At 31.5% G+C, this 14,299-nt stretch carries 14 protein-coding genes and 2 tRNA genes; 9 read left to right on the top strand and 7 right to left on the bottom strand.

What is annotated here, in order from left to right:
• Nucleotides 1–27 precede the first annotated feature (27 nt).
• On the top strand, nucleotides 28–558 hold the full coding sequence (locus ACTF56_RS05820; protein ID WP_438965967.1) for a YceI family protein: 531 nt from the start codon (nucleotides 28–30) through the stop codon (nucleotides 556–558).
• Nucleotides 559–714: 156 nt separating this feature from the next.
• A complete protein-coding gene (fabD, locus tag ACTF56_RS05815; RefSeq protein ID WP_438965966.1) occupies nucleotides 715–1,590 on the top strand; it encodes an ACP S-malonyltransferase in 876 nt (291 codons plus the stop codon).
• A 54-nt stretch (nucleotides 1,591–1,644) separates the two neighbouring features.
• Here the strand turns inward: fabD and ACTF56_RS05810 are convergent, their stop codons facing one another.
• Entirely contained in the window at nucleotides 1,645–2,169 is a 525-nt protein-coding gene (locus ACTF56_RS05810) for a hypothetical protein (protein WP_438965965.1), read from the bottom strand.
• A 125-nt stretch (nucleotides 2,170–2,294) separates the two neighbouring features.
• Between ACTF56_RS05810 and ACTF56_RS05805 the strand changes: the two genes are divergently transcribed.
• The 4 genes from ACTF56_RS05805 to ACTF56_RS05790 are packed head-to-tail and all read left to right on the top strand — an operon-like array spanning nucleotide 2,295 to nucleotide 4,409.
• Nucleotides 2,295–3,071 carry a HipA family kinase gene (locus tag ACTF56_RS05805; protein ID WP_438965964.1) on the top strand — a complete coding sequence of 259 codons (777 nt, stop codon included), beginning with the start codon at nucleotides 2,295–2,297 and terminating at the stop codon, nucleotides 3,069–3,071.
• Complete coding sequence (locus tag ACTF56_RS05800; RefSeq protein WP_438965963.1) at nucleotides 3,061–3,444, top strand: DUF3037 domain-containing protein; 384 nt, start codon at nucleotides 3,061–3,063, stop codon at nucleotides 3,442–3,444. The genes ACTF56_RS05805 and ACTF56_RS05800 overlap by 11 nt, the downstream gene beginning before the upstream one ends.
• Nucleotides 3,445–3,448: 4 nt before the next feature.
• On the top strand, nucleotides 3,449–4,129 hold the full coding sequence (locus ACTF56_RS05795; protein WP_438965962.1) for a peptidoglycan DD-metalloendopeptidase family protein: 681 nt from the start codon (nucleotides 3,449–3,451) through the stop codon (nucleotides 4,127–4,129).
• A gap of 49 nt (nucleotides 4,130–4,178) precedes the next feature.
• Nucleotides 4,179–4,409, top strand: coding sequence for a hypothetical protein (locus ACTF56_RS05790; protein WP_438965961.1), 231 nt, complete (start codon nucleotides 4,179–4,181; stop codon nucleotides 4,407–4,409).
• Between the two features lie 58 nt (nucleotides 4,410–4,467).
• Here ACTF56_RS05790 and galE read toward each other — a convergent pair whose 3' ends face one another.
• Together galE and ACTF56_RS05780 are read right to left on the bottom strand one after the other, a co-directional pair.
• Entirely contained in the window at nucleotides 4,468–5,484 is a 1,017-nt protein-coding gene (galE, locus tag ACTF56_RS05785; protein ID WP_438965960.1) for a UDP-glucose 4-epimerase GalE, read from the bottom strand.
• A gap of 73 nt (nucleotides 5,485–5,557) precedes the next feature.
• The gene (locus ACTF56_RS05780; protein ID WP_438965959.1) at nucleotides 5,558–6,688 is read right to left on the bottom strand and encodes a DegT/DnrJ/EryC1/StrS family aminotransferase; all 1,131 of its coding nucleotides are present in this window, start codon (nucleotides 6,686–6,688) and stop codon (nucleotides 5,558–5,560) included.
• Nucleotides 6,689–6,785: 97 nt separating this feature from the next.
• Here ACTF56_RS05780 and ACTF56_RS05775 point away from each other — a divergent pair, with 97 nt between their 5' ends.
• The 3 genes from ACTF56_RS05775 (at nucleotide 6,786) to ACTF56_RS05765 (ending at nucleotide 10,584) form a co-directional block, all read left to right on the top strand.
• Complete coding sequence (locus ACTF56_RS05775) at nucleotides 6,786–8,048, top strand: 3-deoxy-D-manno-octulosonic acid transferase (RefSeq protein WP_438965958.1); 1,263 nt, start codon at nucleotides 6,786–6,788, stop codon at nucleotides 8,046–8,048.
• A 53-nt stretch (nucleotides 8,049–8,101) separates the two neighbouring features.
• Nucleotides 8,102–10,234: a S46 family peptidase gene (locus tag ACTF56_RS05770; protein ID WP_438965957.1), complete on the top strand. Its 2,133-nt coding sequence runs from the start codon at nucleotides 8,102–8,104 to the stop codon at nucleotides 10,232–10,234.
• Between the two features lie 158 nt (nucleotides 10,235–10,392).
• Nucleotides 10,393–10,584 (top strand): hypothetical protein, encoded by a 192-nt coding sequence (locus tag ACTF56_RS05765; protein WP_438965956.1) that lies wholly within the window; start codon nucleotides 10,393–10,395, stop codon nucleotides 10,582–10,584.
• A 62-nt stretch (nucleotides 10,585–10,646) separates the two neighbouring features.
• On the opposite strand, the gene ACTF56_RS05760 is transcribed toward ACTF56_RS05765, so the two are convergent.
• The 4 genes from ACTF56_RS05760 to mutS all read right to left on the bottom strand — a co-directional run bounded on the left by ACTF56_RS05760 (nucleotide 10,647) and on the right by mutS (nucleotide 14,092).
• On the bottom strand, nucleotides 10,647–10,997 hold the full coding sequence (locus ACTF56_RS05760; protein ID WP_438965955.1) for a DUF1508 domain-containing protein: 351 nt from the start codon (nucleotides 10,995–10,997) through the stop codon (nucleotides 10,647–10,649).
• Between the two features lie 125 nt (nucleotides 10,998–11,122).
• Nucleotides 11,123–11,208, bottom strand: a tRNA-Leu gene (locus ACTF56_RS05755).
• A 32-nt stretch (nucleotides 11,209–11,240) separates the two neighbouring features.
• Nucleotides 11,241–11,313, bottom strand: a tRNA-Gly gene (locus tag ACTF56_RS05750).
• Between the two features lie 211 nt (nucleotides 11,314–11,524).
• Nucleotides 11,525–14,092, bottom strand: coding sequence for a DNA mismatch repair protein MutS (mutS, locus tag ACTF56_RS05745; protein ID WP_438966048.1), 2,568 nt, complete (start codon nucleotides 14,090–14,092; stop codon nucleotides 11,525–11,527).
• Between the last annotated feature and the right edge of the window lie 207 nt (nucleotides 14,093–14,299).

The raw sequence follows: 14,299 nt of genomic DNA, 5'->3' as shown, positions 1-14,299 counted from the left end.
TAATAAATTAATTTAAAAACATATATTATGGCAACTACAAAATGGACAATTGATCCAACGCATTCAGAAATTGGTTTTAAAGTTAAACACATGATGTTTACAAATGTTTCTGGTAAATTTGACAAATACGAAGGAACCGTAGAAACAGAAGAAAACGATTTTACAACCGCTAAAATTTCATTTGACGCTGATATTAATTCAATTGACACAAGAAATTCTGACAGAGACAATCACTTAAAAAGTGGTGATTTTTTTGATGCTGAAAATCATCCAAAACTAACTTTTGAAGGAAAATCATTTAACAAAATAAGCGAAAATCAATACGAATTAATTGGTGATCTGGCTATGAAAGGAACTTCAAAAGAAGTTAAACTTCCTGTAGAATTTAGTGGCTTGATGCAAGATCCTTGGGGAAACACTAAAGTAGGTTTAAACATTGAGGGTAAAATTAACCGTAAAGATTGGGGTTTAAATTGGAATTCAGCTTTAGAAACTGGTGGCGTTTTAGTAGGTGAAGATGTTAAATTGGTTATTGATTTACAATTAGTTAAAGCTTAATTTTACCATTCAATACTATACAACCTTACAGATTTTGGTATTTGTAAGGTTTTTTTATGTCAAAAAAGTTTAATTTTGCATTTCAATTTAACCGTTCAGCATTGATGAGATGCTGAAATATTGAAATTAATTCAACACAAGTAAATTCAGCATAAAATGAAAGCATACGTATTTCCAGGTCAAGGAGCTCAATTCACAGGAATGGGTAAAGACTTATATGAAAATTCGGCATTAGCCAAAGAACTATTTGAAAAAGCCAACGAAATTTTAGGATTCCGAATAACAGACATCATGTTTGAAGGAACTGCTGAAGAATTGAAAGAAACCAAAGTAACCCAACCAGCGGTTTTTTTACATTCAGTAATCTTAGCCAAAACATTGGGTGAGGATTTTAAACCAGAAATGGTTGCAGGCCATTCATTAGGAGAATTTTCAGCTTTAGTTGCTAATGGAGCTTTATCTTTTGAAGACGGTTTAAAATTAGTTTCACAAAGAGCCTTAGCCATGCAAAAAGCTTGTGAAATTAAACCCTCAACAATGGCAGCCGTTTTAAATTTAGACGATAAAATTGTGGAAGACATTTGTGCTTCTATTGATGGAATTGTTGTGGCAGCCAATTATAATTGTCCGGGTCAATTGGTTATTTCTGGAGAATATAAAGCTGTAGAAGAAGCTTGTGAAAAAATGAAAGAAGCTGGAGCCAAAAGAGCTTTAATTTTACCTGTTGGTGGAGCATTTCATTCCCCAATGATGGAACCAGCAAGAGAAGAATTAGCAGCAGCCATTGAAGCAACTACTTTCTCTACTCCTATTTGTCCAGTGTATCAAAACGTGACAGCAAGTGCTGTTTCTGATGCTGAAGAAATCAAGAAAAACTTAATTATTCAATTAACTGCACCTGTAAAATGGACGCAATCGGTAAATCAAATGATTGCTGATGGGGCTACAAGTTTTACAGAAGTTGGTCCTGGAAAAGTGTTGGTAGGATTAGTTGGAAAAATTAATCGTGATGTGGAGACTCTTTCTGCATAAATTAATCACACTAAATAAAAGCCTTGTATTAAAAATTACGAGGCTTTCTCTTTTTTAAAATATTGGTTTTTCTTTATTTCCAAATACATCAATAGCATCTGAGCAATTTAAATAAATATTGCAATTTGGCATTCTTTCTTTTAAGATAAATCCTTTCTCTTCAATATTTTCTTCATTCTCTTCAGAGTCTAGAAACACTTCTTTTAAACTTTGATTGTTTAAAAGTTCACATAAATCCGTTAAAGTTATTTTGGTTCTGGTTATGTTTAAACTTTCCAAATTTTTCATTTGATTAAAAAACGGGATACTTTCTTTAGTTATGTTATCATGTTTTCTTAAAAAAAGTATTTCAAGATCTTTAAATTCAAGCATATATTCCACTGCTTTATCTGTAATTAAAGTGTCTTTTAGATGCACTTCTGTAATTGATTTTACACGTAATGAAAAAAAATAAAAAAAGTCATCATCATCATTTCCATCAACAGACCATATTTGATGCCAATCCTTATAAATTTGTGATGGCTTATCGAAATGATAATGCGTTTGCCAGAATTTTTTTTCTTCTTTAGTGAATTTCATGTTTATCAGAATTTTTTTTCTTACTTGATAGATAAAAGTAGTGTATATTTTTATATTTCAAAACTATTTTAATAACCCCATTCAAAATAGGAATTCGTTATCTTTGTAAAAAGAATACTTCATTTATGAATTTAGATTTACGAACCGTAAACGTTACAAGATATATAACTCCATTACGAGAAGGTGGTTCTTTACCAGCCTTAGCGGAAGCAGATGATGACTTTAAATACGTTTTGAAATTTAGAGGAGCTGGTCATGGTGTAAAAGCTCTAATTGCCGAATTTTTAGGTGGACAAATTGCTAAATATTTAGGTTTACCTGTTCCTGAATTGGTTTTTGCGAATTTAGATGAAGCTTTTGGAAGAACAGAAGCCGATGAAGAAATTCAAGATTTATTGAAATTTAGTCAAGGTTTAAATTTGGGGTTACACTTTTTATCAGGAGCTTTGACTTATGATGCAGCAGCCAATGATTGTGATGCTTTACTAGCTTCAAAAATCGTTTGGTTGGATGCTTTTATCACTAATGTAGATAGAACTTTCAAAAACACCAATTTATTGATTTGGAGAAAAGAACTTTGGTTGATTGATCATGGTTCTTCCTTTTATTTTCATCATTCATGGACGAATTGGGAAGCAACTGCATTAACTCCTTTTGCGTTAATTAAAGATCATGTTTTATTGCCAAAAGCCAGTAAATTAGTTGAAGCTCATCAAGAATTTACATCCAAATTAAATGATACCATTCTGAAAGAAATAGTCAATCAAATTCCTGAAAATTGGTTGCAATGGGAAGAACAAAATATTTCTCCTTCAGAAATTAAGGAAGTTTATTTTCAATTTCTTTCCATCCGATTACAAAACGCTGAACTATTTTTAAAACAAGCTCAAGATGCACGATAGACACTTATATGAATATGCTGTAATTCGTGTAGTACCCAAAGTAGAACGCGAAGAATTTATAAACGTTGGTTTGATGTTGTATAGCAAGCGACAAAAATATTTACGCATCCAATATCACATTCCTGTTGAAAAAATCAACACTTTTTGTGCTGAATTTGATTTGGATTTGCTTAAAATTAACCTTGATGCATTAGTAAATATTTGCGAAGGTAAAAAAAATGCTGGACCAATAGCCCAATTTGAAAAAGACGAACGCTTTAGATGGATAAGTGCCATAAAAAGTTCAAGCATTCAAACCTCACGACCACATTCTGGTTTTAGTGATGATTTAGACCAAACTTTTGAAAAATTATATAGTGAATTAGTAGCATAAAAACATGTACAAAAACTTAGAACACTTACTTCAAGAACAAAAAAACGTAAAAGTCATTGAATCCTCAATTGAATATACGGATTATGTTTCTTTAGATTTATCTTCATCACAGACAGATAAATTAGATTTAAATTTAACTGATGCTGCAATTTTTGAAGAATTCATAGAAAATCATCTTTCTAAAAATAATGCCAAAGTTGCATTTGGTGGCTATATGGAACCAAGAAACTTATACCGAAGAAGTACTGTTTTTAAAAACGAAATCACAGACGAACGCAACATTCATATAGGTTTGGATTTGTGGATAAAAGCTGGAACAGCTGTTTTGGCTGCTTTAGATGGAACAATGCACAGTTTTCAAAACAATACTGCTTTAGGGGATTATGGTCCTACAATAATTTTGGAACATTCCATTGAAAATGTTACTTTCTACACACTATATGGTCATTTAAGTTTAGAAAGTATATCCAATAAAGAAGTCGGTATGTCTGTTAAAAAAGGCGAAATTATTGCAAAACTAGGCTCAGCTCCAATTAATGGTGACTATGCACCGCATTTGCATTTTCAAATTATTAAAGATATTCAAGATAAAATTGGAGATTATCCGGGAGTTTGCAGTAAGAATGAAGTGCCTTTTTACTTGGAAAATTGTCCTGATCCAAATTTTCTATTAAAAATTCAATAGTTTTTTATATATTTGATTTTCAAACTATTATTAACTAAAACATTTAATTATGAAAAAAGTAATTTTAACCTTAGCATTTGTTGCTACACTTTCATTTGTTTCTTGCAAAGAAGCGACAGAAGACAAAGTTGAAGATGCTACAGAAGCTGTAGGAACTGAAATGGAAAATAAAGCGGAAGAAGTTATGGATGCTGTAGATTCTACTACTTCTGAAGTCACTAAAGAAGTAGAAGAAGGAGCTGAAAAAATGGGTGAAAAAGTTGAAGAAACTGTAAAATAATCATCTACAATCCAAAAGCAAAAGACCCAAATAACAACTATTTGGGTCTTTTTTATATTTATTTAGTTCTGACTTTCTGTTCCCACTTCCATGCACTGGCTAAAGCTTCCTCTAAAGTAGATTGTGCTTTCCAACCCAATACATTATTTGCTTTATCTGTGTTAGCAAAAGCTTCAGTAATATCTCCTTCTCTCCTGCCTACAATTTGATAATTCAATTTTTCTCCTGAAACATTTTCAAAAGCATTAATTACTTCCAAAACTGAACTTCCTGTACCAGTTCCCAAGTTAAAAGTTTCTACTTTTTCAATATTTTTATTGTCCAACAAACGTTTCAAAGCCACAACATGTGCTTTGGCTAAATCCACAACATGGATGTAATCACGAACAGCCGTACCATCCGAGGTTGGATAATCATCACCAAAAACAGATAATTTTTCACGTAAACCCATAGCTGTTTGTGTAATAAAAGGCACTAAATTTTGAGGAACACCAAGTGGCAATTCACCAATTTCAGCAGTTGGATGTGAACCAATTGGATTAAAATAGCGTAACAAAATTGAATTTAAATTGGTTACTTTTGACGTATCTATAATTATTTCTTCTCCAATTTGTTTTGTGTTTCCATACGGAGACATTGCGGATTGAACAGGTGCATTTTCTGTAATTGGCATTTTTTCGGCTTGACCGTAAACCGTACATGAAGAACTAAAAATAAAATTAGCTTTATTTAATTTTGTTAATTCTTGCAAAACATAAACCAAAGCATTAATATTATTTTCATAATACAACAATGGATTTTCAACACTTTCACCAACAGCTTTTGACGCTGCAAAGTGAATTACACCCAAAACATCATTGTGTTTTTTAAAAAATTCTTGAACTACTGATTTTTCTCGTAAATCTAACTTTTCAAAAATGGGTTTTTTACCTGTAATATTAAAAATCCCTTCCAAAACACTTTCTGAAGAGTTGGATAAATTATCAATGGCTACTACTTCAAAACCTTCGTTTTGTAATTCCACTACTGTATGTGACCCAATAAAACCTAATCCTCCTGTTACTACTATTTTCATTTATATTAGTTGTTGGTTAATGGTTGATAGTTGTTGGTTGGAAATCCAAAAACCAACAATTATCAAATAATAACTATTTTACAAATTCTAAAATCGAATCTGTTATGAATTTAATTTGCTCGTCATCCAATTCCGTGTGCATTGGCAAAGCTATAACTTCTTTACATAATTGATTTGTTACAGGAAAATCTTCTTCCTTGTAACGAGAATCTGCATAAGCTTTTTGACTGTGTAAAGGAATTGGATAATAAATAGCACATGGAATTTCTTTACTTTGTAAATGGGCTAATAAACCATCGCGTTTTCCATTTGTAATTCGGATCACATATTGATGAAATACATGACAATCACATGTATCACAAATCATTGGAACCACAATGTTTTTATTCACTCCTAGAGCCATTGAATATTTTCTAGCTGCATCTTGACGCGCATTATTGTAAGTGTCTAAATGAGGTAATTTTGCTTTCAAAACTCCAGCTTGAATACTGTCTAAACGTGAATTCACACCAACCACATCATGATGATATCTTTCATACATACCGTGATTTACAATTCCTCTTAAAGTATGAGCTAAAGCATCGTCATTGGTAAAAATAGCACCTCCATCACCGTAACATCCTAAGTTTTTTGATGGGAAGAATGAAGTTGCTCCAACATGACCAATAGTACCAACTTTAGTTTTCGAACCCTCTTTATTCGTGTAATCAGCACCAATGGCTTGAGCATTATCTTCAATTACATATAAATTGTGTTCTTTAGCAATTTCCATTATAGCATCCATATTTGCTGCACGTCCAAATAAGTGAACTGGGACAATCGCTTTTGTTTTTGGAGTTATAGCTTTTCTAATTCCATCAAGAGAAATGTTCATATTGTTCCTATCTACATCTACTAAAACTGGAGTAAGTTGTAACAAAGCAATTACTTCAACAGTTGCAGCAAAAGTGAAATCAGCCGTAATAACTTCATCTCCTGGTTTTAAATCCAATCCCATCATGGCAATTTGCAAAGCATCTGTTCCATTGGCACAGGGAATTACATGTTTAACTCCTAAATATTTTTCTAAATCCGCTTGAAATTGGTGAACCAAAGGTCCATTTATATAAGTGTTTGTATCTAAAACTTCTTGAATTGATGCATTGACTTCGTCCTTTATTTTTTCGTATTGACTTTTAAGGTCAACCATTTGTAGTTTTTTCATTAGAAATAAAATTAAGTGATACAAAAGTAAGAAATTCTGCCTTACAATTTTAAGTATCGTAAAAGAAACGTATTTTTAGCCCATTAAAAAAAAATCCATGTTTGTTGTTTATAATTTTATTGTTTTAATAGCTTCTCAAATCTTAAAAATTGTTGCTTTATTGAGTCCGAAAATGAAGCTTTTTGTAGATGGTAGAAAAACGATTTTCTCTACTTTACAAGGTAAAATTAGCCCAACAGATCAATCAATTTGGTTTCATGCAGCTTCGTTAGGAGAATATGAACAAGGATTACCCGTTATTGAAAAAATAAAAGAAAAATATCCCAACCATAAAATTGTAGTAACCTTTTTTTCACCTTCTGGCTATGAAGTTCGAAAAAACAATACTGTTGCAGATGTAACCGTTTACTTGCCTTTGGACACAAAATCAAATGCTAAACAATTTTTAGATTTAGTACATCCAGAACTAGTTTTCTTTATCAAATATGAATATTGGCCTAATTATTTGAATGAATTAAAAAAACGCAACATCAAAACCTACTTAATTTCAGGAATTTTACGAGAAAATCAAGCGTTTTTTAAATGGTATGGTGGATTTTATAGAAATGCTTTAAAAACATTTGACTACTTTTTTGTACAGAATGAAAGTTCTAAAAAGTTGTTACTAAGCATTGGATTTAATAATGTAAAAATTTCTGGTGACACTAGATTTGATAGAGTTGTTTCCATTTTAGAAAGAGATAATACTTTGGATTTTATTGAAGAATTTAAAGATAATAAAACCACTATTGTTATTGGAAGTTCGTGGCCAAAAGATGAAAATTTATGGGTTGAATACATCAATAATTCTTCTGAAAATGTAAAATTCATTATTGCTCCTCATAATATTAAGCAAGAACAAATTCAAGAATTGAAGAATTCTATTGCAAAAAAAACAATTTTATTTTCTGAACACAATGAAGTACGGACAAGTCGCGTCTTGTCCCTACGACAATTTGATGTTTTCATAATCGACACCATCGGCATTTTAACCAAAATCTATTCGTATGCAGATATTGCATATGTTGGTGGTGGTTTTGGAAATCCTGGAATACATAATATTTTAGAACCGGCAACTTTTGGAATTCCTATTGTTATTGGTCCTAATTATTCTCACTTTGCAGAAGCTATAGCTTTAGTAAATTTGGATGGTTGTCTTTCCATTCAAAATCAAACTCAACTTGATGAAGCTTTCAATTTGCTGCTTCAAAATGAAGATGAACGATTCGAAAAAGGGCATATTTGCAACACTTTTGTTCAAATGAATAAAGGAGCAACTGCAATAATTATGAATCATATTCTTAATGAAAACTTAAATTGATTTTGGTAAAAAACCAAATATCTTAACTTGCAAAACTTATAAAAACAATACTTATGAAATTTATTAAATTAATTGCACTCTTTTTTGTGGTTCATTTACAAGCACAACAAGGTGGTATGTGGGTACCTTCATTACTAACAGGAATGAATGAAGCCGAAATGAAGTCGTTGGGAATGAAAATTTCAGCAAAAGACATTTATGATGTAAACCATTCTAGTTTAAAAGATGCTGTTCCGCAATTTAATGGTGGATGTACCTCTGAAGTTATTTCTCCGCAAGGATTAATTTTAACCAATCATCACTGTGGTTATGGAGCGATTCAAAATCATTCGACTGTAGAACACGATTACCTTCAAGATGGATTTTGGGCTTATAAAATGGAAGACGAATTGCCTAATAAAGGAATGGTTGTAACATTTGTAGTTCGTATTGAAGATGTAACTTCGAAAATCATGGAAGGAGTTGAAACTTTAAATGATGAGGCTCAAAAACAAAAGAAAATCCAAGAAAACATTTCAAAATACAGCGAATCTTTACCCAAAGAAGCTTGGCAAGAAAACAAAATCAGGACTTTTTTTGATGGAAATCAGTACCTTTTGTTTGTAACAGAAACTTTTAAAGATGTTCGTTTGGTTGGAGCTCCACCAAGTTCTATTGGAAAATTTGGTTCAGATACTGATAACTGGGTTTGGCCAAGACATACAGGAGATTTTTCTTTATTCCGAATTTATGCTGATAAAAATAATCGCCCAGCTGAATATTCAAAAGACAATATCCCTTACAAACCAAAACACTTCCTACCAATTTCTACTAAAGGAATCAAAGAAAATGATTTTACTATGGTAATGGGTTATCCTGGAAGAACGCAAGAATATTTACCTTCATTTGCTGTGGAACAAATTATTAATGATTTAAATCCAGCTAAAATTGAAATTCGTGATGCTGCTCTAAAGGTGCAAGATGGTTTCATGCGAAAAGATCAAGCCATCAAAATTCAATATGCATCAAAATATGCTGGTGTTGCTAATTATTGGAAAAAATGGATTGGAGAAAGCAAAGGTTTAAAAAAATCAAATGCAGTTGCCATCAAACAAAAATTTGAAGTTGACTTTAACAACAGAGTTGCAAAAGCAGGAAAACAAGCTGAATTCGGAAATTTACTTTCTGAATTTGAAAAAAACTATACTGAAATTAAAGATTATGCAGTTGCAAGAGATTATTTTAGTGAAGTCGTTTTAAGAAATACAGAATTATTAAGTTTTGGATTTAAATTATACCAATTAGAACAAGTTTACACTTCAAAAGGGGAACAATCGTTTAATGACAGAAAAGACAATCTAATCGCGAGTTTTGAGAATTCCTATAAAGATTTTAACGCACAAGTGGATGAAAAGGTTTTTGAACAATTGATTCAATTGTATGCTACAAAATCACCTAAACAATTTTTACCAAGTTCATTAGAAAACATCAATGCAAGTGCTTTGGCTAAAGAAATTTATGCTACTTCAGGCCTAACGAGTTATGATAAGCTAAAAGAATTATTAAATGGTGATGCCAAAACTGTAGTTGAAAAAATAAATGCTGATAAAGGTTTTCAATTGGTTAAATCTTTAGCTGATGCTTATTTTACTGAAATTGCTCCAAAATATGACGAAATCAACTTAAGAAATACCGGATTGCAAAGAACTTATATGAAGGGAATCGTTGAATTATTTCCAAATGACAGAATTTTCCCAGATGCTAATAGCACTTTAAGAGTAACTTATGGAAAAGTGAATGGTTATAGTCCACAAGATGCTGTTTATTATGAACCAATAACCTATTTAGATGGTGTGATGGAGAAATATGTTCCTGGTGATTACGAATTTGATGTTCCTCAAAAATTAATTGACTTATACAACAAGAAAGATTATGGCGCTTATGCTCAAGATGGGAAGTTACCGGTTTGTTTTATAGCAACGAATCACACTACTGGAGGAAACTCTGGAAGTCCTGCAATAGACGCCAAAGGAAACCTGATTGGACTGAACTTTGATAGAGTTTGGGAAGGTACTATGAGTGATATTTACTATGATCCAGCTATATGCAGAAATATCATGGTTGACATCAGATATGTTTTATTTATAATTGACAAATATGCTGATGCTAAGAATATTATTAAAGAACTAAAAATCAATACCAAATAATACTAAAAATGTATTTTTTTGGCACGGAAATTGTAAATTTGTTATGCGGAATTCAAGGGTAAAAAATATTTTAAAAAAAATATGAAAAAATATTTTGTCATGTCAAAAATTTTATATCTTTGCTCCGAATTAATTATTAACCTTTTATAATAAAAAAGATGAAAAAAGTTGTATTAAGTTTAGCATTAGTTGCTATGATGTTCGTATCTTGTAAAGAAGCTGAAGGAAACACTGAAGAGGCTGCAACAACTGAAGAAGTTGCTCCAGTTGAAGAAGCTGCTCCAGTTGCTGATGATTCAGCTACTACTGAAGTTACTACAGATTCAGCTACTACTGAAGTTGCTCAATAATTAGCAATTAGCAAAAAAATTAGCCTCACATTGTGAGGCTTTTTTTTTGAAACTACTTTTTTTTAAGTATCACTAAATATAGAATCACTAGAAGAAAAATCTAAAATTTCTGCACCAAATAAACTTCTTAAAATTTCACTTTCTGCTTTTTGAAGCAGTAATTGCGTAGAATATTTCCTACTTGTTGCAATCTCTTTTTCGTTTAAAATAATTTTAAAATAAAATTTGCCTCTTGTAGATTTAAATTTCATAAAAAAAACAGCCTCTAAGTTCTCTTTTAAATATTCAATTTCGTTTTCGCATTCAAACCGCAATTCAAAGTTTACACTAGTAAAGATTGTTTTACCTTTTCTTGAAACAAATTCAAATTTATAGGAATCGTCTAAACGTTTGCTAATCACAAAAGTTGCCATAATTAATGTTGCTTATTTTAAAGAAGTAAGTTACTATAATTTAATAAACATTTAAAAAAATGCAAAGAAAATAATAACGATGTTATAAACAAAAAAAGCTCCAAACATTAGTTTGAAGCTTTTAGTACTCAAGGCGGGACTTGAACCCGCACGGGCATTACTACCCACTGGATTTTAAGTCCAGCGTGTCTACCAATTCCACCACTCGAGCATTAGGTTTTAAAAACCATTGGTATATTTTTGAGCGAAAAACGGGGTTCGAACCCGCGACCTCGACCTTGGCAAGGTCGCGCTCTACCAGCTGAGCTATTTTCGCGTTTATCATAAAACTCAAAAAAGACTAGATTAAGTAGAACAGAATCACACTCTAAATGAGCCTATTTTCACTTTATATTTTAAGAACTTTGCTATACTTCTTCTGTATTGCGAGTGCAAATATAGAACATATTTTTATTCTTACAAGCACTTTAACCAAAAAAAACAAAACTTTTTCATAACCTTTTGATAACTAAAACATTATTTTTAAATTATTTTTTAACTATCATTCGCTTTATTTCATTCAACTTCATTAAAGCCTCAACAGGTGTTAGTGTATTGATATCAATATTGATGATTTGGTCTTTTATTTCTTCTAATAATGGATCGTCTAAATTGAAAAAACTCAATTGTAATTCATCATTAGCTGCTTTTACATCCATCAATTCATTAGATGAATGTTTTTTCTCTAACTGTTTCAATAACTTTTGAGCTTTCTGAATCACAATTTGAGGCATACCTGCCATTTTTGCCACGTGAATTCCAAAACTATGCGCACTTCCACCTTTTACTAATTTACGAATGAATAAAACCGTATCTTTTAATTCCTTTACCGAAACATTAAAATTTTGAATTCTATCAAACGTGACTTCCATTTCATTTAATTCATGATAATGAGTGGCAAAAAGAGTTTTAGGTTTGTTTGGATGCTCATGTAAATATTCAGCAATCGCCCAAGCAATTGAAATTCCGTCATATGTAGATGTTCCTCTTCCTATTTCATCCAACAAAATCAAGCTTCTTTCAGACAAATTATTCAAAATGGAAGCGGTTTCATTCATTTCTACCATAAAAGTCGATTCTCCCATAGAAATATTATCACTTGCTCCTACTCTTGTGAAAATCTTATCTACAATTCCCATTCGAACAGCTTCAGCTGGCACAAAACTTCCCATTTGAGCTAACAACACAATCAAAGCCGTTTGTCGCAAAATTGCCGATTTACCTGACATATTTGGACCAGTTATCATGATGATTTGTTGTGTTTCTCTATCTAAAAAGACATTATTCGAAATATAAGGCACTCCAACAGGTAATTGTTTTTCAATCACAGGATGACGACCTTCAGTGATTTCTAAATCAAAAGTTTCATCAATTTGAGGTTGCACAAACTTTTGTTCGATAGCTATTTGGGTAAACGAATTTAAGCAATCCAGTTGAGCGATTAAATTAGCATTTAACTGAACAGGTTTTATATAAGTAGACATCCAAGTAATCAACTGCTCAAACAATTGATTTTCTATGAGTTGAATTTTCTCTTCTGCTCCAAGAATTTTGGCTTCGTATTCTTTTAATTCTTCCGTAATGTAACGTTCAGCACTAACCAAAGTTTGCTTACGAATCCAATCTTGAGGAACTTTATCTTTATGAGTATTTCTAACTTCTATATAATAGCCAAAAACATTATTGAAAGAAACTTTTAAAGAAGTAATTCCAGTTTTTTCACTTTCTCTAAGTTCTAAATCTTCTAAAAAACCTTTCCCTTTGGAAGAGATAGTTCTCAATTCATCTAATTCTTCATTTACTCCTGAAGCAATAGCATTTCCTTTGTTTATAGCAACTGGTGCTTCTTGGTTTAAAGTGGTTTTTATTTTTTCGCGAAGTAATTCACAAGCATGTAAACTATCTCCAATTACTTTCAAAGAATCGTTATTAGATGATAGCGCCAACTCTTTTATAGGAATAATGGCATCTAAAGAATCTTTTAAATAGATGACTTCTCTTGGCGAAATTTTTCCAGTAGCTACTTTTGAAATTAATCGTTCTAAATCAGAAATTTGCTTAATTTGAACTTGGATTTTCTTCAAGATTTCTTGATTTTCTTTGAAATAAGCAACAACTTCGTGACGGCTTTTTATCTTAACAGCATCTTTCAAAGGTAAAGCCAACCAACGCTTCAACAATCGCGAACCCATGGGCGACAAAGTTCTATCAATGACATCCAAAAGGGTTACAGCATTTTGATTGGTAGAATGATACAATTCTAAATTTCGAATGGTAAATCTATCCATCCAAACATAAGCATCTTCAGCAATTCGTTGAATGGAAGTAATATGTTGGATTCTGTTATGTTGAGTTTCTGATAAATAATACAAAATCGCACCAGATGAAATGATTCCTTCTTGTAATTCTTCAATACCAAAACCTTTTAATGAATTGGTTTGAAAATGATTGGTTAAACTTTCAAAAGCATAATCTTGTTTGAAAATCCAATCTTCCAAGAAAAAAGTATGATAATCTTCTCCAAAAACTTCTTTAAACTTTAACTTGAATTGCTTCGGAATTAAGACTTCACTAGGTTGAAAATTTTGCAATAATTTATCAATGTATTCTTCATTTCCTTGAGCGGTTAAAAATTCACCAGTAGAAACATCTAAAAACGAAATTCCAATAGAAATTTTTCCAAAATGTAAAGCAGCTAAAAAGTTGTTTGATTTGGATTGCAAGACCTCATCATTCATGGAAACTCCTGGTGTAATTAATTCGGTTACACCTCGTTTTACAATGGTTTTGGTCATTTTGGGATCTTCCAATTGATCGCAAATCGCAACACGAAGTCCAGCTTTAACTAACTTTGGTAAATAGGTATTGATGGAATGATGTGGAAAACCAGCTAAGGCTGTTTCGGTTTCAGAACCAGCACCACGTTTGGTTAACGTAATTCCTAAAATATTGGCAGCACGAACAGCATCTTCTCCAAAAGTTTCGTAAAAATCTCCAACTCTAAACAACAAACAAGCATCAGGATATTTTGCTTTTATTCCGTTGTATTGCTTCATTAAAGGAGTTTCTTTAACTTCTTTTGGTTTAGATTCTTTTGCTGATTTCTTAGCCACAATAATTTAGTTTAGGTAATGCTTGCGAAGTTACAAAAATCAATGACAATTTCAATTTCAATGGCAAAATTCAATTTTCAACCATTTAGATATTAAGATTCATAAAGAATTTCTTTTAACCTTATAATCTCATAACCTTTTAATATAATA

Origin of the sequence: Flavobacterium sp. (assembly GCF_965657075.1) — a bacterium.
Classification (GTDB): Bacteria; Bacteroidota; Bacteroidia; order Flavobacteriales; family Flavobacteriaceae; genus Flavobacterium.
This window is presented reverse-complemented; position numbering and strand designations above follow the sequence as displayed.

What these genes read in the sequence shown, in the direction of transcription:
- ACTF56_RS05770 (WP_438965957.1), top strand. Translation starts at nt 8,102, where the DNA reads ATGAAATTTATTAAATTAATTGCACTCTTTTTTGTGGTTCATTTACAA.
- ACTF56_RS05780 (WP_438965959.1), bottom strand. Translation starts at nt 6,688, where the DNA reads ATGAAAAAACTACAAATGGTTGACCTTAAAAGTCAATACGAAAAAATA.
- ACTF56_RS05775 (WP_438965958.1), top strand. Translation starts at nt 6,786, where the DNA reads ATGTTTGTTGTTTATAATTTTATTGTTTTAATAGCTTCTCAAATCTTA.
- ACTF56_RS05805 (WP_438965964.1), top strand. Translation starts at nt 2,295, where the DNA reads ATGAATTTAGATTTACGAACCGTAAACGTTACAAGATATATAACTCCA.
- ACTF56_RS05800 (WP_438965963.1), top strand. Translation starts at nt 3,061, where the DNA reads ATGCACGATAGACACTTATATGAATATGCTGTAATTCGTGTAGTACCC.
- galE (WP_438965960.1), bottom strand. Translation starts at nt 5,484, where the DNA reads ATGAAAATAGTAGTAACAGGAGGATTAGGTTTTATTGGGTCACATACA.
- ACTF56_RS05810 (WP_438965965.1), bottom strand. Translation starts at nt 2,169, where the DNA reads ATGAAATTCACTAAAGAAGAAAAAAAATTCTGGCAAACGCATTATCAT.
- ACTF56_RS05760 (WP_438965955.1), bottom strand. Translation starts at nt 10,997, where the DNA reads ATGGCAACTTTTGTGATTAGCAAACGTTTAGACGATTCCTATAAATTT.
- mutS (WP_438966048.1), bottom strand. Translation starts at nt 14,092, where the DNA reads ATGAAGCAATACAACGGAATAAAAGCAAAATATCCTGATGCTTGTTTG.
- ACTF56_RS05765 (WP_438965956.1), top strand. Translation starts at nt 10,393, where the DNA reads ATGAAAAAAGTTGTATTAAGTTTAGCATTAGTTGCTATGATGTTCGTA.
- ACTF56_RS05790 (WP_438965961.1), top strand. Translation starts at nt 4,179, where the DNA reads ATGAAAAAAGTAATTTTAACCTTAGCATTTGTTGCTACACTTTCATTT.
- ACTF56_RS05820 (WP_438965967.1), top strand. Translation starts at nt 28, where the DNA reads ATGGCAACTACAAAATGGACAATTGATCCAACGCATTCAGAAATTGGT.
- ACTF56_RS05795 (WP_438965962.1), top strand. Translation starts at nt 3,449, where the DNA reads ATGTACAAAAACTTAGAACACTTACTTCAAGAACAAAAAAACGTAAAA.
- fabD (WP_438965966.1), top strand. Translation starts at nt 715, where the DNA reads ATGAAAGCATACGTATTTCCAGGTCAAGGAGCTCAATTCACAGGAATG.